The 23,049-nt window shown below is 55.6% G+C and carries 18 protein-coding genes; 2 read left to right on the plus strand and 16 right to left on the minus strand.

Annotated features, from left to right (window positions below):
- Position 1 precedes the first annotated feature (1 nt).
- The 11 genes from AABA21_RS06305 to AABA21_RS39310 form a co-directional block, all read right to left on the minus strand.
- The gene (locus AABA21_RS06305) at positions 2-1,087 is read right to left on the minus strand and encodes an energy-coupling factor transporter transmembrane component T (protein ID WP_338248132.1); all 1,086 of its coding nucleotides are present in this window, start codon (positions 1,085-1,087) and stop codon (positions 2-4) included.
- A 242-nt stretch (positions 1,088-1,329) separates the two neighbouring features.
- Positions 1,330-2,373: an ABC transporter permease gene (locus AABA21_RS06310; RefSeq protein WP_338248133.1), complete on the minus strand. Its 1,044-nt coding sequence runs from the start codon at positions 2,371-2,373 to the stop codon at positions 1,330-1,332.
- 16 nt (positions 2,374-2,389) lie between these two features.
- Positions 2,390-3,349 (minus strand): ABC transporter permease, encoded by a 960-nt coding sequence (locus tag AABA21_RS06315; protein ID WP_338248134.1) that lies wholly within the window; start codon positions 3,347-3,349, stop codon positions 2,390-2,392.
- A gap of 329 nt (positions 3,350-3,678) precedes the next feature.
- Positions 3,679-5,394, minus strand: coding sequence for a peptide ABC transporter substrate-binding protein (locus AABA21_RS06320; RefSeq protein ID WP_338248135.1), 1,716 nt, complete (start codon positions 5,392-5,394; stop codon positions 3,679-3,681).
- A gap of 430 nt (positions 5,395-5,824) precedes the next feature.
- Positions 5,825-6,508: a GTP cyclohydrolase I gene (gene folE, locus AABA21_RS06325; protein ID WP_338248136.1), complete on the minus strand. Its 684-nt coding sequence runs from the start codon at positions 6,506-6,508 to the stop codon at positions 5,825-5,827.
- Between the two features lie 55 nt (positions 6,509-6,563).
- Entirely contained in the window at positions 6,564-7,325 is a 762-nt protein-coding gene (gene queE, locus AABA21_RS06330; RefSeq protein WP_338248137.1) for a 7-carboxy-7-deazaguanine synthase QueE, read from the minus strand.
- A gap of 3 nt (positions 7,326-7,328) precedes the next feature.
- Positions 7,329-7,784: a 6-pyruvoyl trahydropterin synthase family protein gene (locus AABA21_RS06335; RefSeq protein ID WP_338248138.1), complete on the minus strand. Its 456-nt coding sequence runs from the start codon at positions 7,782-7,784 to the stop codon at positions 7,329-7,331.
- A gap of 30 nt (positions 7,785-7,814) precedes the next feature.
- Positions 7,815-8,567 carry a 7-cyano-7-deazaguanine synthase QueC gene (gene queC / locus AABA21_RS06340; RefSeq protein WP_338248139.1) on the minus strand — a complete coding sequence of 251 codons (753 nt, stop codon included), beginning with the start codon at positions 8,565-8,567 and terminating at the stop codon, positions 7,815-7,817.
- Positions 8,568-8,611: 44 nt separating this feature from the next.
- Positions 8,612-9,061, minus strand: coding sequence for a preQ(1) synthase (gene queF, locus AABA21_RS06345; RefSeq protein ID WP_338248140.1), 450 nt, complete (start codon positions 9,059-9,061; stop codon positions 8,612-8,614).
- A 298-nt stretch (positions 9,062-9,359) separates the two neighbouring features.
- Positions 9,360-9,908, minus strand: a complete 549-nt coding sequence (locus AABA21_RS06350) for a GNAT family N-acetyltransferase (protein WP_338248141.1) — start codon at positions 9,906-9,908, stop codon at positions 9,360-9,362.
- Positions 9,909-9,986: 78 nt separating this feature from the next.
- On the minus strand, positions 9,987-10,244 hold the full coding sequence (locus AABA21_RS39310) for an RHS repeat-associated core domain-containing protein (RefSeq protein ID WP_420917138.1): 258 nt from the start codon (positions 10,242-10,244) through the stop codon (positions 9,987-9,989).
- Positions 10,245-10,730: 486 nt separating this feature from the next.
- Between AABA21_RS39310 and AABA21_RS06355 the strand changes: the two genes are divergently transcribed.
- Complete coding sequence (locus tag AABA21_RS06355) at positions 10,731-12,515, plus strand: reverse transcriptase/maturase family protein (RefSeq protein ID WP_338248142.1); 1,785 nt, start codon at positions 10,731-10,733, stop codon at positions 12,513-12,515.
- A gap of 25 nt (positions 12,516-12,540) precedes the next feature.
- On the plus strand, positions 12,541-12,804 hold the full coding sequence (locus AABA21_RS06360; protein WP_338248143.1) for a hypothetical protein: 264 nt from the start codon (positions 12,541-12,543) through the stop codon (positions 12,802-12,804).
- Positions 12,805-13,048: 244 nt separating this feature from the next.
- Here AABA21_RS06360 and AABA21_RS06365 read toward each other — a convergent pair whose 3' ends face one another.
- The 5 genes from AABA21_RS06365 to AABA21_RS06385 form a co-directional block, all read right to left on the minus strand.
- Positions 13,049-13,552 (minus strand): hypothetical protein, encoded by a 504-nt coding sequence (locus AABA21_RS06365; RefSeq protein WP_338248144.1) that lies wholly within the window; start codon positions 13,550-13,552, stop codon positions 13,049-13,051.
- Positions 13,553-14,074: 522 nt separating this feature from the next.
- A complete protein-coding gene (locus AABA21_RS06370) occupies positions 14,075-15,454 on the minus strand; it encodes an IS4 family transposase (protein ID WP_338248145.1) in 1,380 nt (459 codons plus the stop codon).
- A gap of 415 nt (positions 15,455-15,869) precedes the next feature.
- Positions 15,870-17,828 (minus strand): PP2C family protein-serine/threonine phosphatase, encoded by a 1,959-nt coding sequence (locus AABA21_RS06375; protein WP_338248146.1) that lies wholly within the window; start codon positions 17,826-17,828, stop codon positions 15,870-15,872.
- Between the two features lie 78 nt (positions 17,829-17,906).
- Positions 17,907-18,728 carry a hypothetical protein gene (locus tag AABA21_RS06380; protein ID WP_338248147.1) on the minus strand — a complete coding sequence of 274 codons (822 nt, stop codon included), beginning with the start codon at positions 18,726-18,728 and terminating at the stop codon, positions 17,907-17,909.
- A 72-nt stretch (positions 18,729-18,800) separates the two neighbouring features.
- A complete protein-coding gene (locus AABA21_RS06385; RefSeq protein ID WP_338248148.1) occupies positions 18,801-22,304 on the minus strand; it encodes an EamA family transporter in 3,504 nt (1,167 codons plus the stop codon).
- Positions 22,305-23,049: the final 745 nt, after the last annotated feature.

The following is a 23,049-nucleotide window of genomic DNA, read 5'->3' on the forward strand; positions in this document are numbered from 1 at the left end:
ATTACCACCTCTGAATAAGCGCCGTCAGACCGGGATAGGGGCCGATGGCCAGGTACAACAGGACGAGACATGCCAGCAGGAGCAACCAGTCGATGGCACGGAAGGGACTCGTCTCATAGAAGTCGACGTCGCGCTGGCGCAGGGTATACCCTCGTGCCATCAGGGCATCCCCGATTTCACTGGAGCGCCGGATCATCATGGCCACCATTGGGACCGCGATACTGGCCAGGTCTCGCAGGCGACGCACGAAGCTCCGTGGCCGGGCATTGATGGCCCGCGCGATCTGCGCCTGGTAGATCGTCTCGTAATCGGTCAAAGCCAGGTTGAGAGCGCGAAAGACGGTGCTTAAGAAGAAAATAATCGGTCGCGGGATATGGATCTGGCGCATCGCCCCCATCAGTTCGATGTCCCGGCTGGTTACCACCAGCGCGATGGTCGAGAGCATCATGCCCGAATAGCTGACCACCTTGGTCAGGGCCAACAACAATCCCTGCTCGCTGATGTAGAGCGTTAACGGATGGAAGAAGGGAACGCGCGCGATGGTCCAGGCCGGCAGAGGCAGAAGATAGGAGAGCACAATAGCGGCGACGCTGGCCAGGATGATCCCGTTCACAATCCCACGCTTCCACCGATAGTAGAGCAATACCATACCGACCCACAACAGTTGCCAGACGGCCAGACTAAAGGTCAGAAAACCAGGATAGACCTGCTGCCGCACAAATGTTATATTCCCCGCCACCGGATTGAGCAGTGTCCAGGAGAAAAAAAGGCTGAAGATGGTTGGCACCATCAACAGCAGATAGATACGGGCCACCTTGCCGTGCATGCCGCTGATCAGGAAGATGGCGATGCTCGGCACCAGTAAGACGGTTGCCCCCACAATATCCGGGTGGGCCGTATTCATGGTACGCAGTTGAGCCGCCGAGAGGCAGATCACCAGCAGAGCGCGTACCAGCAGGTGCACACGGGCAAAAGGGGCATCGACGCGTCGCGAAAACAAAAATGAGCGCACATAGCGACGTCCGGCAGGCGGCTGGAGATAGATCGCCTCCTCGGCAGTCGCTGAGAATGATTTCAGATCAGACAAGCAGTACGGCCTCCCTCATATGCATGCACCGGAATACGCTGGCACGTAGAACATATACAAATTATACGATATATTTCCGTGTAGCTCAGCTTACCATCCAGGCACGGCCGGAGGATTTCAGTGCATGATCGTCATAAACGTAGCGCTACCAGCAGATAGAGCAACAGTTTGAGAGTATATACAAACAAACCGGTCTCCTTCATATTTTGGGATAGAAGTCCTTGCTACGCGTCCGCGAACCGCTAATGATGGGGGTCAAACGCGTCGCGCAGACCATCTCCGATAAACGATATAGACAACACAATAATGGTCAGAACACAGGTGGGCACGAAAATCTCCCACGGATGCGACTCGGTCACCTCCAGGGCGTCCGCGATCATCAGTCCCAGGCTTGATCCGGGATCCTGTACCCCCACGCCCAGCAAGCTCAGGCCCGCCTCCCCGATAATGGTTCCGGCGATATTGAGGGTCGAGGCGATAAAGACCAGGCTGAACAAATTAGGGACAATGTGCCGGATGATGATGCGCCAGTCAGGGGTCCCAACCGTACGGGCGGCCTCGATAAACTGCCGCTCCTTGATCTGCAAGGTCTGACCGCGTACGTAGCGGGCCATCAAGGGCCAGGCGGTAAACGCCAGGGCCAGCGAGACGATCAGCAGGCGCGAGTTGCCAGGATCCCCAAAGAGCGGAACCTTTTCAAAGAAATCATTGGCCCGAGGGCCGAACACCCCTACCAGCAACAGGGCAAATAAAAGCGAGGGAAAAGCGAACATAATATCGGTAAAGCGGGCCAGCAGTTGATCGATCCAGCCACCATAGTAACCTGCCAGCAGGCCAACACACAGGCCGAGTCCCACATCCACCACCTCGACCATGATCGCGACGGTAAATGAGATCAGCAGCCCCTGCATCAGGCGCGCCAGAATGTCGCGTCCCACGCTGTCCGTCCCCAACCAGTAAGCGGACGAGGGCAGCTGGTCCTGCCTGGAGAGCTCTTCATGATAATAGACATGATAGCGCTCCGGCCCGATGCGTCCCGCCAGGTCGCTTTGAATACTGATCCCGACGTGTTGATACAGAAAGGGACCAAACATAGCCGTCAGCAACATGAGCAGCAGCACCAGCATACTCACCAGCGCCCGGCGGTCGGCGAGAAATCTCTTTAGCGCCTCCCGTAAGGGACTGTACACGCGCCGAGCGTCATCTTGATGTTCCTCGCCCGGCGGCAGTTCTTGCACAACGCCCGTCGTGGCCAGTGAGCGAGATTTGAAATTTTGTCTGTTCATTCCCCACACCACCTCCCTAAGACAGCTTGATGCGTGGATCAACGATAGTATACAGGATATCCGAGATCATATTGCCCAGCACCACGCCCAGGGCCGCCAGCAGGGCGGTAGCCTGGATGACCGGAAAATCTCCCTGGCTGACGGCGTTGATGGTCGTCAGCCCTATCCCTTGAATGTTGAAGATGCGCTCGATAAAAAACGCGCCGGTAATCAACAGGCCAAGCGAGAGTCCGAATACCGTGATCAAGGGCAACAAGGCGTTACGCAAGGCATGGCGATAGACAACAGTCCGCTGATGCAGCCCTTTGGCGTGGGCGGTACGAATATAGTCCTGGCGCATCACCTCCAGCATGCTGGTACGCGCCAGCCGCGCATAGTAGGCGTATCCAGCCAGGCCATACACCGTGATGGGCACCAGCTTATACTGGATGTCGCTCCAGCTATATTGCCAGGGGGCACCCCAGTCGGTAACCGGCCAGCCCAGTCCCCAGTTCACGTTCAGCCACACGACCAGCAGTTGAGCGAAGATAGCAATGATAAAGACCGGCAGCGCATACAGGATCAGGGCCAGCACCATATTCGTGGTGTCGATCCAGGTATTCGCCTTGATTGCCGACAAGATGCCAGCGGGAATACCCAGCAAAAGCGTGATCAGCAATCCCCAGGTGGCGATCTCCGCCGAAATGGGGATGCCATCTTTGAGCAGATCAATCACGCGTCGGCTCTGATTGTGGATAGAACGACCCAGATCAAAATGCAGCAGGTTCACAACATAACGAAAATATTGCATGTACCATGGCAGATCCAATCCATACGCATGGCGCAGGCGAGCATAGCTCTCCGGGGTATAATGTTGTCCTAACTGCTGCAACACCGGATCAATCGGCGAAAAATAGCCAATGATAAACGTAATAAAAGAAACGCCGAGCAGGACAAAGAGGAGTCCAAGCAGGCGCTTTAAGAGAAATTGCAGCATGAGCTCCCTCACATTCAATCGCATTGTCAATGCACATCAACTGGTGCCGCCCTTCGGGCGACGGGGAGAGGTGAGGGAGTTGGGGGCACAGCCCCCAAACCCCGTAGGTGCTGGGCTTGCCCCAGCTTAAGGTTGCCACCCCTTGCATCCCCGCTAAGATTGCGATAGCCAAAAAAAACTATAAGAAGTCAGGCGTCCCGGATTTTTATGTGTTGCTGCGGCAAATGCGCGCATAGCGCATTTGCCGCAGCAACACATAATATATGTCGAGCGCCGCAGGCGCTCAGGTCAGGGACGGAGGGACAAACCGCTTGCTTCGCAAGCACAACTTACCGGGTTATGTAGATGTCGCCCCAGTCTTCGGGGTCGACGACGCCGAGTGGATCGTTAATGTAGCCGTGGACGTGTGGGCTGAGCATGACGTCGGCGGTGGTTTGATACAGCGGGATCCACGCGGACTCGGATGATAGCTTCTGCTCTAGCTCGTTGTACTTTTTGGCGCGAGCGCCTTTATCCAGAATGTAGTCGGCTTTCTGGAGTTCGGCCTGGACCGCCTGTTGCTCTTTTGCCGTCGGCGAGTTGTTCTGACCATAGTTCGTGGAGTTCTGCAGTTCGCCTTTGCCGAAGAAAACATTCAGCCAGTCATGTGGATCGGGAAAATCAGCCTGCCAGGCATAGTCCCACATCTGAAGGGTGGCCTTGCCGGCGTTACTGTACAAGAGTTTACTATAGGTCTGCGTGTCAACCGTGTTGAGCTTGATATTGACGCCCAGGACAGTTTTCCATTGATCGATCAAGGCGTTGGCACGCTTGAGGGAATTGGTGGCATTGGCTTCGGTGAAGGTGATGGTTGGAAGAGCGGCGACACTGCTATAGCCATCCTCCTTCAAGCCTTCCTGTAAAAGCTTTCTGGCCAGTGCCGCATTACCGGCCGTGCCGGTTGTGCCATCGGGACCTTTGATCTCTGTAGGACTGGCGCCATACATCCCTGCGGGAACAAAGCGGTTGGAGGGGATCACCTGATCACGGAACAGGGTCCTGGCCAGCAGGTCGCGGTTGAGGGCAAGATCAAAGGCCTGGCGCACCTTTACATTATCAAATGGCTTCGCCAGGTAATTCATCTGGATCATGCGCAGCCCCAATACAGGGATATGCACATGGTCGGGACGCTTCATTGCTTCATCCAGTTTGCCCGTGGGAATACCGGTGTAGTCAAGTTGACCACTGAGGTAGGCGTTATAGGCGGCCTCAGGCTGGCCCGTCATGTGAATCTCTACCCGTTTCAACTTCGGCTGCGTCCCATAGTACCTGCTATTGGGAACCAGGTCCAGGCCAACCGTATGGCTGTACCTGGCGACTTTAAAGGGACCAGTTACGCCGCCCTCGTCCAGATGGTCGGTCCAGCTTTTGCCATATTTCTCAACAATGCTTTTCTCCACCACATACGAGGTTGGATAGGCCAGTGTCTGGAGGAAATAGGCGACCGGCTGCCGAATAGCGATAGAGATGGTCTGGGGATCTCTCACGATCAGGCTATCGTTCACCAGCGTCTTGATTTTGCCGCTCACCATCGCATCGGCGTCTTTGACCAGGCTCAGGTACGCACTCACCGGTGATTGCAGTTTGGGATCAAGGGTCCGATTGATGCTATAGGCAACGTCGCTGGCCGTTAAAGGCGTGCCATCACTAAAGCGTAGATTTAGCCTCAGTTTGAAGGTATACATCAAACCATCGGGAGAGACCTGGTAGCTCTGCGCCAGTTGCGGTTTGATCTCGCCTTTATCATTAAACTGAACCAGTCCGGTGAAAAGTGTCTGAATAGCCGCCACATCGGTCGAGTCCGTTGCTAACGCCGGATCTAACGTGGTAAAGTCCGTGCTACCAAGGATGCCCCAGCGGAAAACCTGTTGGCTCGCAGGAGCCATGATGCCCGAGGTTTTCTGCGCCATCTGCGCATTGGAGCCGCAGGCCGATCCAAGCAGGCCCAACAGAGCTAGCGCAGAAAAACAGAGAAAAATACTATACTTTTGAGCAATTTTATGCATATAGAGTACTCCTATACAACTACACCAACAACATATCCTACCATCCCTCTTATTGCATACAGTACATTATGCCACATTAATATTCAGATTGCTACAAAAAATGCTGAAGGTATTTTAATTATTCGTACATATATATTGTATAATGTGCAAGCTTATAACTGAAAGCTGTAGATTTGGTGTCTGCGACCTCTGACTCTACGCGCCTACGGCGCTCAATGGTTTTATGAAGGGTTGGCGCAACACAACGGGTGGATGCATTCGCACCTACCCGTTGTGTTGCGCCAACCCTTCATAAAAATCGGAATTCAAACTCATTTCAAAAAACAAGCGACCCTCCTCTATACCAGAGGAGGGTCGCCTTCATTCCCTGCAACCTGTTTATCGTGATGGCGATGAGCCAGCCGGGTGGCTGGCTATTGCCAGGGAGTGTTTACGATTGGATCATCTGCATGAATTCGGCGCGCAGATCACGATCGGTGCGGAAGGAACCGCGCATGACAGATGAGGTCATCACGCCCGGGGTGCGGATCCCCCTGGCGGACATACACAGGTGTTCGCCTTTGATAATGACGGCGACATGATTGGTGCCGGTGATACGACAGACCTCATCAGCGATCTGCTGGCCCAGCCGCTCTTGAATCTGCAACTGGTGCGCGAACTGATGGGCGATACGCGCGAATTTCGAGAGCCCCAGCACTGTGTCGCCGGGAATATAGCCAATGGCTACATCACACCACATAGGCAACAGGTGATGCTCACAGAGGGAAAAGACACGCATGCCTGAAACGCAAACGATCTGATCGGTTGAGACAGAGCTAAAGGTAGTTCCGGTTGTTCCTGGATCATATTCAATAAACTCGCGCCACCAGTCAGCCCAGCGGCGTGGTGTCCCTGCTAATCCTTCACGATCAGGATTTTCGCCCAGGGCCACAAGCAACTCGCGCCCCAGCTCAAGCAAGCGGGGATAATCAACCTTTGCTGCCGCTGGCCGCTGCTCTTCAGTTACAATAACCTGCTCCTGTTCGCGATCGAGCACATGGGCATCTTCTTTATGCCCATTATGCTGAGCATGGCCATTGTTCATTGAGTGATCCCGATCTAAGTGCAATACCATAATTTACCTATCCTTATTTCAGTGCGTTTGTGCGTTGCTCGATGGGAATTGAGAGTTATACGCCCCGCTTGTTTCCCCACAACAGGGTATGCAGTTGTGGGAGCACTGTTACCTCATACCAGCGATCCGCGATCGTGCGCTGTATGAGCCAATCCATACGCTGTAAAATGCCGGATACGTCGATCTCTTCTGCCTGCTGCGGGGGCGTGTGATTTCCTGCCTGTAAGTACATGGGTATGGCGGGATAGCGCTCGGCAACGTATCTGGCATATGCGTAATCATCCTCATCAAAGATAACAATTTTGAGGTTGATTTGTATTTCATGTTCGTGCCTGGCATTGGTTGCATACAATATACTACGATCAAGCCGCTCCCAACGCGTCACCTGCTTACTACTGGGTGGCTTGGGCGAGAGCGTCAGGTAGTCTAATTTCGCGAACCAGGGCCGCGCCACGCTCCCTTGCGTCTCAATGGCAAATGTGTAGCCGTGCTCATGCCCGAGATCGATCAGTCCTTCCAGCGGCTGAATCGCGGGATTACCACCCGAGAGCGTTACCAGCAGAGGGGTGTGGCCCGACAGCCGTTCGACCTCGGCAAAGATCTGCCGGGTGTCCATGCCGTGCCATTCGGCTTTATGCTCCGGCAGGACCGCGTACAGGCTATCACACCAACTGCAGCGATAATCACAGCCACCGGTACGCACAAAAACCGTCGGTTTCCCTATCAGCGCGCCTTCACCCTGAATCGTGGGTCCAAAAATTTCGGACACCTGAATCGTTTTCGTGCCAACACTGATATTCTGCGCTGTTTGCGTCATTGCCTACCCCTCCTCGCGCTCTGCATGCGTAATCTCCACATATCCTTTTTCTGTTTCCCACAATCTGATGCGGTAAAGCAGAGCATCGGGTACACCGCCCGCTACCAGGGCATCCCATATCCAATGTACCAGATTTTCGGCTGTTGTGCGAATGCCGGTCAAGGCGTTGAGATCGTTGTGATCCATGCCGCCCTTTTCCACGACCTGTGCCGCGTCCCCGCGCGGCACAGCGTCCGAGAGTTGCTCAAGAATCGTGGCGTTCACGATGGTTTTCAGGTCATCAAAGTCCATCACCATGCCGTCGCTGGATTCGCCGGGCGCCTGTAAGATGGGTCCACGCAAGGAAATCTGGAGGCGGTAGGAATGTCCATGCAGACGACGGCACTTGCCACGATGATTGGGAAGATGATGGGCGGCCTCAAAGGCAAATTCTTTGGTAATAATGGCGTATCTTGTCATAGATTTCCTCGCATCGTTTCTGTCTTGTATCTATGCGTCAGCACGACCAGGGATATGCAGATATTGCTCTGGATCATTGGCGTAGACGGTTGGATCGGGCACACCGGCCTCCTTGAAGGCCTCATACCGTTCGACGCAGGTGCCACAGATACCACAGTGCCGATCATCCAGACCAGAGCTCCCACCCTCGTAACAGCTCCAGGTGTGCTCAAATGGAACATTCAAATTGGCGCCCAGACGCGCGATCTGCGCCTTGGTGAAGCGCATAAACGGGGACTCAACGTTGATCGTCTGCCCTTCCATCGCGACGGCCAGCAGGTTATTGAAGGCGTCCACAAACTCTTCGCGGCAATCAGGATACTGTGAGTAGTCACCCTGGTGCGCGGCATAAGCGACGACGCTGGCGTGCTCGTTCCAGGCGACGGTGGCCGCCTGCAGCAGCATATTTGGATTGCGATAGGGCACGACGGTGGCCTTCATGCTATCGTCGGTGTAGTGGCCGTGCGGCATCTGACGCTCGGGATTGATCAGGGCTGAATCCGAATTGGTCAGCAATTGAGCAATCGGCAGATCGATGGTATCGTGTACGATCTCCAGCTGGCTGTAGCGCGCACTCAGATCGGCGATATAGCGCTCGGCATAGTCTAATTCTTTGACATGCTTTTGTCCATAATCAAATGAGATCAGGTGCAGATGAAAACCTGCCGCGGCGTAATAATGGGCCAGCACACAGCTATCCATACCGCCGCTCACAATTAATACTGCCCGATTGTTTATAGGCATAGAAATTCTCCTCGTAGGGTCTGGTGAACATGTGCAGAATAGGATTAACCGATAGCGGGCAAGAACCGTTTGAGATCGGGGCGCGGGCCATGATACTCGGGGTTAGCGTATTCTGTCGTAATAACCGTTTTAATATTGCCGCGTACAGTGAAGTCTCCCACCACACGCATCCAGCGCGGCGATAGCAGCGCCACCAGGTCGTCCAATATCGCATTCGTCGAAGCTTCATGGCTGATCTGGCGATTGCGATATGTATTAATATACAGCTTCAAACTTTTTAATTCAACAACATGTTTATCAGGAACATAATCTACAATAATGGTGGCGAAATCCGGGAAACCGGAACGTGGACAAAGACACGTGAACTCCGGAATCTCAAAATGGGTCACATAATCGCGCTCGGGATATGAGTTGGGCCAGGCCTCTAATTGATTGGCCGCAATCTCATCAAAGCCATAGCGACCGATAACACGATCCTGCTCAGACTCTGACATTGGAAACCTCCATATAAAACTAGATGATCTTTCAATATCAACAATATCACAACCTCGCAATACAATCGGGCAAAAAAATCACGCTGCCCCGGCATGTCATGAAGTCATTTTACTGCGATAGCATCCAGTTCTTGTACGCAGGTCCAAAAAGATTACGACGTCTCAACGCGGAGAACATTCGATTTCGCCCAGGGACGCCTCTGGCAACACTGCCTCATCACTACCCTCTGGTGAACCTCTCAGCGAGCGATAAAGCAGAAAAAGGATGTCGGTATGGCCCTTCCTGACACGACGGCTGTTATGGCGTTGTCTGCCGCCATTCTCGTTTCAGGATGGCGAAAATCAGGGAATCGCAGAGCTGCCCTTTGATCAGCTTGTTTTCACGCAGATGCCCCTCCTGTTGCATGCCGGCTTTCTGCATGACGCGAATCGAGGCGACATTGTCGGGTACGCAGGTGCCGATGATGCGACGCAGTTGCAGCGTGTTAAAACCATAGGCAATGATAGCCCTGACCGCCTCGGACATATAACCCTGGCCCCAGTGGGCGCTATGCAAGGCGTAGCCCAGTTCCGCCTCACCAACGGCCCGGCTGGTAATCTGCAGACCACAGGTACCGATCAACTGCTTCTCGCCCGCCAGTACCATCGCCAGGTGGAAGACCAGGCGCTGCGGCTCATGCTGGTGCCCGACCAGAAAATCCAGATTGACCTGGCATTCCTCTGGAGAGCTGGCTGGATACACCAGATAGCGCGCTACGGCGGGATCGCTTTCATACGCATAGACCTCCGGCCAATCCGTAAGCTCGAATTCGCGCAATGCTAAACGCCGGGTGGTTAACGATACCATCAATCTTCCTTACCTTCGCTGGCGATGCAGTCAGCACCATCTACGTTCTTCTCATTTTCAACGCCCGCTACGCTCTTGTCAAGCAAAATAGACACAAAAATCAGGCATCTCTCTTCTGAACATGAACAATTTCATGTTGGGCGGTATCACCAAACATGAAATTCTTGCAGCAATCTTATTGACGGGATCATTATCGGCGTAGGTGCACGGGTTGGCTTTGAGGGTTTCCTGCAAGGTGCCGCCGAAGGGGGCGCGCTGAGTCCAGCGACCGAAGGTCGGATCATAGTAGCGGATGCCGAGTGCGCCGCGTGACGCGGCCTGATATCCCCGATACAGTCGGGAAGAATTTGGAGGAACATTCTTGGATCATCACGCTTACCTGAAGTCGAAAGGCAGAGGGGACAAGAGCATGCGTGAAACGCATCGATACGCTAAAGATGTTGAGGCGTAGGCGATGCAAGATTCGCACAGTAGGGTCAAAGCTGAATTGCCTGAAGCCCAATTCCCAGAAGGAGGATCCGCTCTCCCATCGATACAACATCTGTAATTCGATGCTCATGCGTAGATTGGTCCGTTTGGTAGACCAGTCTAACCTCCTCGCATGAGACGTTTGGCACTGAGCCATGAGAAGGGAATGAAAAGGCGACCTACCCTGTGCTCGCAACGTATCAGGTCACCGGAACGCGGGATCACCTACCGGTCTCAGGGAGACCTATGGTGACGGAGCACCCATAGTACTCATCAACAGATGCGGGTCCATTCCGCAAAGGGGGAAGGGGTGCAAGGAGTGTCCATACCACGACACAGAAAGGAGCATGAGATATGCGTTCTTCCGACACTGTTCTTGGTATGCTTCAAGATCGAGGCAAACGAGGCAAACCGGTAGAGGATCTCTACCGTCAACTCTACAATCCGATGCTCTATCTGCGAACATACGGACGCATCTATGCCAACGATGGCGCGATGACTCCCGGCTCAACACCGGAAACGGCTGACGCGATGTCAACGACCAAAATTGAGCGGATCATCGATGATCTGCGCCATGAGCGCTACCGCTGGACTCCCGTTCGCCGAAAGGAGGTTCCCAAAAAGAACGGCAAGATGAGGCAGCTTGGCCTGCCAACCTGGAGCGACAAATTGCTTCAAGAAGTGATTCGCAGCCTGCTGCAAGCCTACTACGAACCACAGTTCAGCGACCACTCTCACGGTTTTCGGCCCTATCGCGGCTGCCATACCGCTCTCAGCCAGATCCAGCACACCTGGAAAGGGGTCCACTGGTTCATCGAAGGCGACATCAAAGCCTGTTTTGACCAGCTTGATCATACAATCCTGCTGGCTATCCTGGCAGAGAATATTCATGACCCACGCTTCCTGCGCCTGATCAAGCATCTGCTTCAGGCCGGGTATCTGGAGGTGTGGCGCTATCATCCCACGCTGAGTGGAGCACCACAGGGCGGCATTGTCTCGCCCATCCTCAGCAATATCTACCTGAGCAAACTTGATCACTTCATGCACACGCACCTCATCCCGCGCTTTACCCGTGGGAAGGTCCGCAAACACAATCCCGTCTATCAGCACTTCATTAGAAAAAGCGCCACGGCACGCCAGCACGGGGATCGTCATCAGGCCCTTGCCTATCTGCGCACGGCCCAACAACATCCCACGAAGGATCCGTCCGATTCAGCATACCGTCGCCTTTTGTATATCCGCTATGCGGACGATATGTTGCTCGGATTTGCCGGACCACGAGCTGAAGCTGAGCAGATCAAACGAGAACTGGGACACTACCTGCACGATCATCTCAAGCTGGAACTGTCTCAGGAGAAAACGTTGATCACACATGCTCATCGGCAGGCCGCTCGTTTCCTGGGCTATGACATTCAAGCCCAATACTGCAATGAGAAGCTCTCCGCAGACGGACGACGACGCGTCAATGCTCACATAGCCCTACGGGTGCCCAGGGATGTGATCAAGAAGAAACAAGCGCTCTATCAACGAGGAGGAAAACCCTTGCGGCGCCATTCACTGGCGTCCCGCTCTGATTATACCATCTTGAAAACATATCAAGAGGAATATCGGGGCCTGGTCCAGTACTATCAGTTCGCCGTCAATGTGTCCTGGTTGCACTCCTACCACTGGACGGTCCAGCAATCGTTGGTCCATACACTGGCAGCCAAGTATCACAGCAGCACTCGCAAGATGGTCAAACGCTTCCAAACCAGCATTGAAACACCCTTCGGACCTATGAAAGGACTGGAGGCCAAGCAATTACGAAAGGGGGGAAAGCCACCATTGGTGGCACGGTTCGGAGGCATCCCACTGCGACGAAAGACACAGGCTATCCTCGTTGACCACTCTCATTCCATCATCCCCTATGAGCAAAAGGAGGTGATACGAAGACTCATGGCGGGTACGTGTGAACTTTGTCAGATCAAAGACGATCAGTGTGTGGTTCACCAGATCCGAAAACTCGAGGATCTCAGGAAGAGTGGGAAAGATCAACCACCATGGGCGCAGATGATGCTGAAGCGAAGAAGAAAAACCCTGATTGTTTGCCAATTCTGTCATGCCGCTATCCACAGGGAGCAAAGCAGACAGAACGATTGAGAAGAGAACATAACTGGAGAGCCGGATGAGTTGGAAACTCTCACGTCCGGTTCGGGGGAGGGGAACGAGAAACGGGCTGCTACGCAGCAACGCGCTCGTTCCCTATCCTACACTTGGTCAGACCGGTGACGCAGTCGTAGTAGCCGCCGGCGTACTGCCAGGGGTTGACCACGCCGCTCTGGATGTTGCTGCCCGCGACATTGCCGAAGGGATCATAGTCGTAGCTGGCCACCAGGGTGCCCGCGCTGTCGGTCATGCCCACAATCGAGCCTGCCCGTTAAACAGGTAGTAGTAGACCTTGTCGGCTGAGGTGCGCTCGCTGTTGAGCAGGCCGCAGCTACAGCGGACGTATTCGTACGTGATGCCTCCTGTCTTCTCTGTGCTCAGACCCAGGCCGGTGTAGCCGTAGCTATAACTCTGCGTCGACCCCTTGGCGGTGCCGCTGCCCGCCACGTCCTGGTTGGCGTTGTTGTAGCTGTGCGTCTGTGCATAGGAGAGCGCCCCACGACCGTCGCTACCATTCGTGATACTGGTCAGGTTTCCATTGCCATCATAGGTGTAGGTGGCACTCCCCGACGTTGGTTGACCCGCGTAGGTACTGGTACTGGTTGCGCTCGTGGGCTGATTATCTGCATTATACGCGCATAGCCATAGGTGATGGTGCGCGTCTTGCCACCGACGGCGGTATTGTCGACGATCTTGTTCACCTGGTGGTTGCTGTCCTGGGTGACACTCACAGTGCGTCCCTGCGTGTCGGTCGCCCCGGTCCAGTCGCCGTTGTCCAGGTAATCGTAATCGATCAGATTGTTGTTCTTGTCCAGCACTTCGTAGCGCGTGCCCCACTGGTTGAACAGCCAGCGCTCACCGCTCTGGTGGAACTGCAGGATATAGACCCCCGCGTTGAGGGGCAGCAGCGTCACGTCCAGGCTGGGAGCATCCTTGAAACCACCACTGCCGTCAGGCGCGAAATACGCTTTGAGGCCCGTCGGCAGGTTCAGCGTGATGCCGCCGGTGGTGGAGAGATCATCTAAATACAAGGAGGCTCCGCTTCACAAAATATGCAAGAAACAAGAGAATAAAGATATGCAAGACTTATTGCGATTATTACTGACTTCTCAAATATAAGACATAGAAGAGGTATATGTCAATATTATTTACGACGATTTTTGATATTCCTTATTTTCTCGCCTTATTCCAAGGCAAGCAAAATAAAAACGCACCCCATCCAATACGACCCTCAAACACGAACCGTAACCCGGCGCGACCATGTCCCCCCAACACGATCCGTAATCGTAGGGTCGACCCTCGAGGTCGACCGGGCCGCCAGCGCCAGCGACGGCGGCCCACGTGCCCGGCCGGTTCGGCTTCACGTGGAAATCATCTCGCCCCAACGTGGTACCCCAGGAGGAACGTTCGTTTTTGGGTACGCCTGTGCAACGTTGGTATGCGGGAACCACGTTTGCCGGCGTGGAAGACGAGGGAAGCGGTGTCGTGGGGGGACGGGGGCCGCAATCGCTGACGCTCGCGGCCCGGTCGACCGTTGAAGGCATCTGTTGATACTAAATCACGATGAAGGTGAAAAAACGAGGCACAAAGTCGGGTCGATCCGAACGTGACTGATGGATACGATGGGCGTAGCGTGGCGTGCGGATGGTCGGCAGATCAGGTGGGGCCGGGGCGTAGGACCGAAGCAGCGCTGGGACGACTGGCTCAATGCGCCGCGAGGGCCGGATCAAGCCCTGGCGCCGACCCACCTCGAGCAGTCGCTGGATCAGGGGCTGCCCATCCGATCGCGTAGGCGCCTGAGCAAGCAAGGTGGCAAGCACGGGCAAGGACACGTCGAAGAGGGGGACCTGGGCGGCGAAGGCCACCTGAGCATGGAGCGCATGGAGCACCTGAGCCAGGATGAAGGCGGCGAAGAGCTGCTGAAGCACCAGGAGGGGATCGCAGGACCACCACACGCGAATGCCCAGCGTGCATTTGAGCGCTTTGAAGGCCAGCTCGATCTCCCAGCGCCGCGCGTAGAGGCGAGCGGCCTCGCTCATGCTCAAGCGATCGGGTTCGCAGATGTTGGTCAGATACTGGTACAGCTTGCCGTGATGCTCAAACTGGATCAGGCGCACCCGGTGGGCACAGCGATCGGCGCGGTAGGCTCCCAGCCAGATGAGGGCGTCTAGCGTGGTGCCGTGTTGCACAAAGACGTGCAGGATCTGGTAGGAGGTTTTCTCCCGCATCCGCGAGAGCCAGAAAAAGCCCTGGTCCGTCAGCCAGTCAAACCAGGGAAAGCTGAAGTAGCCCAGGTCGGCCAGCAGCAGGCTGCCAGCGGGCAACCCGCGCACCACGTCCTGGACGAGGAGTTTTTCATTGGCAAAGACGTCCTCACGAAAGAGGATACGGACCCATTGCTGGCGGCGGACATCAAAGAGGGCGGCCAGTCTGCCGACCAGCAGGCGTGGACTGTCCACGGCTTCATCGCGCACATCCTGCATGCGCCGCTGGACAGCATCGAGCGTCGTTTGATCAAGAGCGAAGATATGGGAAACCCAGGGAAGCAGATCGCACTGGGCTACCGCCTGGGTTTGGGCATGCAAGCCGGTGCTCACGCGCAGCAGGAGGCGCTGCCAGACGTCGAGGGAGGTGTGCAACAGGCGTTTGCGGATGGCGTCACGAGTATGGGGCAAGAGAGGAAAGTGGCCGACTCCCGACCAGGTGATCAGGCGCCAGACGCAGGCATAGCTCTTCAAGCCGCGCAGCAGCGCCAGCAGGACCGCCAGACACAGATGCTCGGGGGAGAGCACCGCGGGTCGTCCACGAGGGCGGCTCACTGCAGCAGCAGGGGGATCAGGAGGGGCGATGATGCGTTGCAAGCAGTCAACCATCTGTTGTGAGAGCGAATCGGCATTCGCCTCTTCTGGCTGAGATGCGGTATGATAAGGCATACGAGGAAGATCCTTTCGAAAACGTGTGAAGACAATTTCTTTGGATTTTCCTCGATGTTTGCCACGCTGGCAAGTCTCCCCCCAATCCAGAGACCTTTTGGCTATTTAGTATCAACAGATGCCGTTGAAGGTCGACCCTACGGGGGCGTTCCACGTTGGGGGACATGCTCTCGCCGCGTTGCGGGTCGTGTTGGAGGTTGGTTCGGATGGGGATGGGCTTTCTTTTGGGAGGGGGAATGAGGTGGGCTCTCACGATGCTGTGTACGCGGGAGCCCACGGGATCAACGGTTTTATTTGCCGGTTTGTGGTATGCGAGGGCATTGCGGTAGACTTCTACGTAGCGCAGAGCGGAGGCGTGCCAGACGCCCGTGCGCGGAATGATCAAGGGCCACAATACGACGCACGTCTAGCACTTTCACAGCATCCAGCTGGTGTTTTCGGCATCCTCGCCACTGACGATGCCAACGGCGATCACGCTGATATTGTCGGCGCCACCATGGTTGAGCGCGGCCTGTACCAGCAGGGCGCTGAGCTGCGAGGGATTGTGCGCCGAAGAGGCGATGATGCGCTCTAGCGCCTGGTCGCGGACCATCTCCCACAGACCATCCGAGCAGAGCAGCAAAACGTCGTTGAGCTGCAGTGGGACGGCAAACGAGTCGATATCGACCGAGGCATGCTCGCCCAGGCAGCGATAGATCTGGTTGCGTTGCGGATGGGTATAGATGTCGTCACGCGTAATGACCCCATCCTCTACCAACCGTGCCACCACCGAGTGGTCATGCGTGATCTGCACCAGGCCCTCCGATGGCCGATAGAGATAGGTGCGGCTATCACCCACATTGGCGATATACGCGGTCCTATCCACCACCAGGGCAGCCGTCAGCGTGGTGCCCATCATGCGCGGCATCTCGCGGTTGCGTCGATACAGCGCGATATTGGCCCGGTGCACGCCATCTTTGAGCATATCCTGGAACAGGGTCTTTTCTTCTTTGGCATTGCTGCCGCTGACGTCACGCAGCAGCGCGGGCACAATCACATCGCTGATGGTATGGATAGCCGTGCGGCTGGCCTCTCGTCCATTGGCATGCCCCCCCATGCCATCCGCGACCATAAACAGGCCGGCCGGCTTCGATTCTTCATTGGTAACGCGCATCCCCTGGATCGCAAAGATGCTATCCTCGTTCGGCGAGTCCTTACGTGCCAGGCCGGGATCCAGGCCGATTCCCACCACGTAGCGGGTCGGCGCGATCTCCGTGGTGATACGGGCCTTGCGGGCGGCACGCATTGGCTGATACTGCTGCTGATCAAAGTCAAAGCTATCACCAACGCTCAAGGGATTCTTGCCCGCCTGCTGTTGCTGCGGCTCGGGAGCAGGCGGAGGAGGCAGGGTCGCCTCCAGATCCTCCTCGGCCTCATACTGCTCAACATCGATCTCTTCATCCACATCACCCGGCCGGGTCTCCCAAAGGTCGATGTCGAGCTCATCCTCATCCGTTTGTCGCTCAACTGAGCGCTGATCTCGTTCAACCTGTGTCGCAGACTCTCCTGGCAGCTCGGTAAAGTCCTGCTCAAAATCGTCCTCGCTATCGGGCAGGTCCTCTGGCTCAATGGGCGGCACGATGCGCAGTTGCTGGCGAAGCGCCCTGACCGATTGCGTGACGGGTCGTGAGGACTCCGCCGGGCGAGACGGCATCGGCGCGGGCTGGCGGAGATCGGTGGTGCGCCGGGCGGTGGTTGGTGACGCCCCCTGGCCGCCCTGGCGCAATATCGGCGTTGGATAGGTCAGTCCGGGGAAGCTGACGGCCCCGACCGCCTGTGGCGCGGCCGCATAGGCGGCCTGGCGCGCTACAGGTACCTGGTTAGGGCGTATCTCTGGCCTGGTCATCACGCGAGCTGGCTGCGGGACCGTTGCCTGGGATGGTGGCACGCGGCTGCTCAGTGACGCGGTCGTCCTGGGGCGTCTCGCTGACGCAGGTATCGGATCTTCCTCTGTCTGATCAGCTTCCTGCCGCGCCGCTCGTGCCGCCAGCATCTCGGCCTCGCGCAGATCGTCTTCAAACGACCGATGATCCGTAAAATCATTCCAGATATGCTTCGATACCTTTACCAGCAAGATGATAATAGCCAGCCATAAGATGAGCAGCGCCAGCGAAAGCAAGCAGAGTCCAAACAGCGGTAATACGATAGCCGCCCCCTGGCCCTGCCAGAGGACAGGAACCTGTGGTAAAACCTGGAACAGGAAGCGCCATGCCCATGGCGGGAAGCCTCCCGAACAGATTGTCAGCAGGAGACTACTGATACACAGGCCCAAAAACGCTGCGACCTTGACCCGGCGCTGATGTATATATGCCTCTTTTAGATTCTCGCTTATCATATCTCATCCAGACTTTCTTGCTCGATCATGTGTTACGTCACCATGGTACATATCAGTAGCTCTACCATATGCATCTCTCTATACATCATTTCCCATTGTGGCAGGCACCGCTTGAAATGAGGCAATGCTCATGACGGTGGTTGGCTGGATGACCACGCGTAAGCCGGCCTGCCCATTTTTTAAATCAGGATCAGAAATGGTGATCATCCAGCGCGCAGGTTCTGGGAGATCGGCTCGCCACACTTTCGCGAAGAGCATGGCTCCAATAGCTTGAAAACGAATCGTGTAGACCCTGCCATTTTGTGCCTGAAAGGGCACCGTACGTACCTGCGTCGATTGGCCATTGACCCTTTTTAAAATGCTTAAATGCTCGCCATCGATGAGGGCTTTATACCAGTTTTGTCCATCAGTCCAGCGCAACAGGGCCCCCAGGTTCACCCCGTTGCCAAACTGATTGACGGACCCACTTAACAGGGCGCTGGCATTATCGCTCACCGGACCCAGCACGGCGTTGACCGTCCCCTGCCCATTGGCGATCTGGCCCGTAGACCCGACAATCGAGAAGACCTTCGAGGTATTGGCGTCCCCCTGCCACTTGCGGCCATCGGAGGCCTGGCCCCAGAACAGCTGATTGGTGCGCTGAAAGGTATCCTGTGCCAGCACATTGGTTGGCGCCGGTGACGTTATATTCTGCATGTTACCCGCGTTGGGCGTCTGCATTGGCCTGGCCTGCTGCGTGCCTTTAGCGGGCAGCGCCGGGCTGGCCTGCCCCCGCGCCGTATTCATAGTAGTCGTCTGCGTTGTCAGGGCCTTCTGGATGGGGCCAGAAAAAAGTCCTGCCACCAGACCGCCAATGACAAGCATAATGAGTAGCGTGATAGCCAGCAAACGTCTGTTCATGCGCTTTTCCCCCATCATTATGCGATCAATAAGCATTGCAAAGTGTGAGTGTATATGATTTCTGGCGTTCCATCATCTTTTGGCCGTATTCAGTACAATTGCCCTGGGATGTATGTTGCCGGGTACGATCTGCGGCACGACTCCGCTAGAATCGGGCTTGACCGGGTCCAGGTCGATACTGGCCAGGGCCTGCATGTGATCGTGGAGCCAAGTGACTCCCTGGCGCATCTGATTGGTCGATGGGTCCAGTTGACCGGCGAAGGCATGGTTGGTATTGTCAATCATGTCATTGATCAGCGTGAGCGTCCCCGGCTGCTTCAACTGGTTATCGTCCATCTTGACGATTTTCTGCGCATCCTGCCGCACCTTGCCCAGCCAGAAGTTGATATTATCCAGGGATGTCGAGAGATCATTGATCTGCTTGCGCAGGGCTGTCGAGGTAGTATCCGCCTCCAACAGGCCGCTGAGGTGATGCTCAATGTGATCCATATAGCTCGGTGGCTGCTGGTTGGGACCCGCAATGTTCACCAGGCCAACGCGCGCCAGTCGCTCATTTACCAGCAAGGGTGATTTGGGCGGCAGGTCTTTATACAGATAGGTGGTTCCATCCAGATAGGCCAGCACGCGCAGCGTCTGGCGACGAATAAACTCACTATCCTTGGTGCCCTGCCAGGTCTCGCGCATGCTGGTGGTCCATTCAACGAGTTTGCCTGTATTGTTGTACAGCCAGATATTCAACCCGCCGGGCAGTTCAAGCTCATCCAGCGTAGGATCGGCGGCCAGCAGGTGACGCAGATGATCCAGGTAGCTATAATTTTTGGTATTATCGGCGGCCTTGATGGGTGTGCTGGAAAATTCCCCATAATAGCGCCAGGTATGCATATCCACTGAAGGCGACAGCGGCGGCATCGTCGCATCCTCCTCGGTGATTAGGACGCGGCTGGACTTCAGGAGCAGATTGGAGTGCTGCGCATCTCCGGCGTAAAACAGGTGCGCGCTCCCATTAGTGATATTGAGCGCTCCCAACGCGATGGAGGTGGGATCGTTCTGACGTTTATCACCCAGCAGCCAGGCATAATATTTTTCCCCGGCCGTCGGTGCGGGCAGATTGTGCACGTCCAGCACCACCTGATCGGCGATGCCCTGGCTGCTACTCTCGTTCAGCTGACCACTGCTGGTAAAGGCCAGGCGTCCAATACTGGCCGGGGGCGCCGTCTGCGAAGCGATCGATTGAAATGAGTGCGAGAAAACCAGGAATGAGCCAATAATCGCCAGGATCAGCGCCATCGTAATCACAGCAAAGATAGCGGGCATGCGCCGGGGATGCTGCCTGGATGGCCGCACAGGCGGCGGGGGAGTCTGTTGCAGCGGTGGCTCGATCGGCGGCAAGGGTTGCGATATCTGCGGCCTCACCGGTGGCAGAGGCTGCGATATCTGCTGCCTTACCGGTGGCAGAGGCTGCGATATCCTTGATTGTGGCTGTGGCTGCGGTCGCGCCGGCAACGGCTGTGATATCCTCTGCTGGGGTCTTACCGGCGGCAGGGGATGTGGTGTCTCCGGGTTAAACGTAAGCTGCGGCGTGGGAGCAAATGTCGGGACCTCTTCATGGATCGGAAAAGGGATATCCGCCAGCGGTGATGGCTGCATGCTTTGTGTGGGTCCGCTGATCGGGCCCGCGGGACCACCAGGCTGCCCTTTTGATTCCAGTGGCAACGTGTTCCTGTTCGCTATCCCCACCCCCTTCATATCTTGTTTGGGCGCGAGAGGAACGGTAGAACGGGCCAGGGTGCGCTGGCGAGTGAACTGGCCGGCTTTCACAGCCTGAACCAGACCCTCCATGGATTGATAGGTCGGAAAGCCATTTCTGGATGCCAGCTGCGCCTGCTGCGCGCTATGGGCAATCACAAAAATGATCGTCAGATCATACTGACGCTTAATATGCTTCAACGTTGTAAAATCATCCGGACGTTGGAAGGTCTGTACCTGCTCAGCCAACATCAGGACGATCGGCTTCTTTTGTTCAGCGATCACCGGGAAGAGCTCGGCCTTGTCATCGGTCGGCTCCACATAGAGCACACTGAAATCGCCCGCATCATTTTTCTTCATCTTTTTCTCGCTTCCATGGCTCCATGCTCGTCCCCCCCAGGACCAGTGCTGCTCTACATCGCGATACGTCCGTCGCTGCGCGACCATCGTATGTCGACCGGGGACATGGGTTGGAGCTTCATATATTTGATCGTCTACCGGCTCAATATGCGCCAGTCGCACTGGTCGGTGCGTACGTCGTGGTTGTAAGAGCTCTGCGTTGATAACCGGGATGGCGATCGTGTTCTGCGCGTGCTGCGTGTATCCCATCTGCCTCAGGGTGCGCATATCGTGTTCCACGATGGAAGCGCTACTAGATGCGAACAGTTTGCTGCCCACCCGGTAAAAAACCAGCAGCCCCAGTACAATCAGGGCCAGCCAGACTACCAGCCAGCACGCGGATTGGGCCAGTAACAGGATCATTTCCATGCGCTGTCCGCTATGCAGCAACACCGGCAACTGTGGCCAGTCACGATAGAGATCCAACCAGACGGCGGGTGGAAAACCGGCCACCTTGAGCACAATGCAGGCGCCCAGCACACAACAGATCAGCGGATAGAGAAAAGACTGAAACCAGGACTGCTGGAGCTGCTGGCGGGACTGCGATTGCGCCTGGATGCGCGGCCGCTCAACGGTCCCCCAGGTATGGATCAATACTCCGACCACTACCAGCAGGCCACCCAGATACCCATCCAACGACACAACCTCATGCAGATAAAGATAAGCGACGAGGGTTCCAAAGATCGGTTCCAGGATATAAATGAAAGAGACCGTTACCGGCGAGATGTAGCGCTGCAATACCACCGTAAATAGCGTGGGCAGAAAAATCGTGCCCAGCCCGATGTAGAGGACGATGCCCATATCCCAGGGCATCGAGAAGTGCATCACATCCCAGTCGCCAAAGAGCAGGGCCAGCAGATTGGCCCACAGCCCCATCGTCAAGAGCTCGATACCGAAGAGCGGCCAGTACGCGGCCTGGTCCTTTTGCTCATGGTCGGCCAGAAAAACGTACAGCGTGCATAGCAGCCCACCGATAAAGGCGATCAGCGCCCCGCGTGCCCCACCCATCGATGCATTGGCCATCAATAAGATGGCGCCACTCACCGAAACGATCCCGGCAAACCAGGTAGCCTTACTGATCGGCTGGCGTAGAAAGAGCCAGGTAAAGATGGCCGCCAGTAGTCCATTGAGGGATGGGAAGAAAGCGGTACCAGTCGCGCTGTTATATTTGAGGGCGACGGCCAGGGAAAATAATCCCAGGCACAGGCAGGTTCCCAGCAAAAAGCCGCTCCGAACCGCGCTACGCGTAATGTGTCGTCGGGAAAGAATCAATATACAAATGGCCGGAGGAACCAATGTCATCATGGTGAAAAAAGTAAAGACAATAGGATCAACACGTCCCAGCATCTCTTTGCCAACTGAATAGTAGGAGCCAAAGAGGAACGTGTTCAGCGCGAAAGCGATTCCGGCCAGCACCTTTAATTTTTTCACAGGATACCTCACAAGCCAGTTCAGGTAAACAGAATTCGGGGGTGCGTGAGGACCGATCCAGCTAGAGCGCGGCCAGATGGTAACCAGGAGCTTAAAAAGCATAAGGCGGTAGGAAGCGGTATACCGTTTAATGTTTTACGAGAAAGTAGCGATACTACTCTCCGGTAATCTCAGTACACTTCTCAAGTTCTCTATCACACACCCTGCCAAAAGTATACCTAAATGCAACCCTGGCATGAGGCAATTTCTTCTACAAATTGCCTGTGATTGCTAGCAGAGCGAAACCATAAAGCCATTACATTTTTGGACGCAGTATGCGCTATTTTCAGTCATGGCATTGCACAATTTTTGGACGTCCCGCCATCTTTTCGCCAGCAGAAAAACCACAACAACCATGCTCGACCTCATTGTGGTCCCCCTCCCCCATACCCATCTGGCAGCCTCTTAAGCCGATTTGTCGACCTTAGAAGAGAGATCTCACATTGAAATAGTGGCATACTACTATATATAGCATCGTCGCGCGCAAGATCATCGCCTGCCACGTATTCAAGTTTTCGCACCTGCGGTGATTGTATGTGTGGAAACAGTGGGGGCGCGAACGCGCCCCCACTGTTTCCACACATACAATCACCGCAGGCCCTAATATGGCAAGAGCTGATCTTTTGTATATTGGTGCGTCGGGGGCGCGGATGCGCCCCCGACGCACCAATATACAAAAACAGGGCGACCGCTGCGCGGACGCCCG

The sequence above is a fragment of the Dictyobacter halimunensis genome (assembly GCF_036245075.1).

Excerpts from the sequence above, each read along its gene's own strand:
- queE (WP_338248137.1), bottom strand. The coding sequence starts at position 7,325 with ATGACGCAAACAGCGCAGAATATCAGTGTTGGCACGAAAACGATTCAG.
- AABA21_RS06320 (WP_338248135.1), bottom strand. The coding sequence starts at position 5,394 with ATGCATAAAATTGCTCAAAAGTATAGTATTTTTCTCTGTTTTTCTGCG.
- AABA21_RS06370 (WP_338248145.1), bottom strand. The coding sequence starts at position 15,454 with ATGCCTTATCATACCGCATCTCAGCCAGAAGAGGCGAATGCCGATTCG.
- AABA21_RS06355 (WP_338248142.1), top strand. The coding sequence starts at position 10,731 with ATGCGTTCTTCCGACACTGTTCTTGGTATGCTTCAAGATCGAGGCAAA.
- queF (WP_338248140.1), bottom strand. The coding sequence starts at position 9,061 with ATGTCAGAGTCTGAGCAGGATCGTGTTATCGGTCGCTATGGCTTTGAT.
- AABA21_RS06375 (WP_338248146.1), bottom strand. The coding sequence starts at position 17,828 with ATGATAAGCGAGAATCTAAAAGAGGCATATATACATCAGCGCCGGGTC.
- AABA21_RS06310 (WP_338248133.1), bottom strand. The coding sequence starts at position 2,373 with ATGAACAGACAAAATTTCAAATCTCGCTCACTGGCCACGACGGGCGTT.
- AABA21_RS06380 (WP_338248147.1), bottom strand. The coding sequence starts at position 18,728 with ATGAACAGACGTTTGCTGGCTATCACGCTACTCATTATGCTTGTCATT.
- folE (WP_338248136.1), bottom strand. The coding sequence starts at position 6,508 with ATGGTATTGCACTTAGATCGGGATCACTCAATGAACAATGGCCATGCT.
- AABA21_RS06315 (WP_338248134.1), bottom strand. The coding sequence starts at position 3,349 with ATGCTGCAATTTCTCTTAAAGCGCCTGCTTGGACTCCTCTTTGTCCTG.
- AABA21_RS06350 (WP_338248141.1), bottom strand. The coding sequence starts at position 9,908 with ATGGTATCGTTAACCACCCGGCGTTTAGCATTGCGCGAATTCGAGCTT.
- AABA21_RS06360 (WP_338248143.1), top strand. The coding sequence starts at position 12,541 with ATGAGTTGGAAACTCTCACGTCCGGTTCGGGGGAGGGGAACGAGAAAC.
- queC (WP_338248139.1), bottom strand. The coding sequence starts at position 8,567 with ATGCCTATAAACAATCGGGCAGTATTAATTGTGAGCGGCGGTATGGAT.
- AABA21_RS06335 (WP_338248138.1), bottom strand. The coding sequence starts at position 7,784 with ATGACAAGATACGCCATTATTACCAAAGAATTTGCCTTTGAGGCCGCC.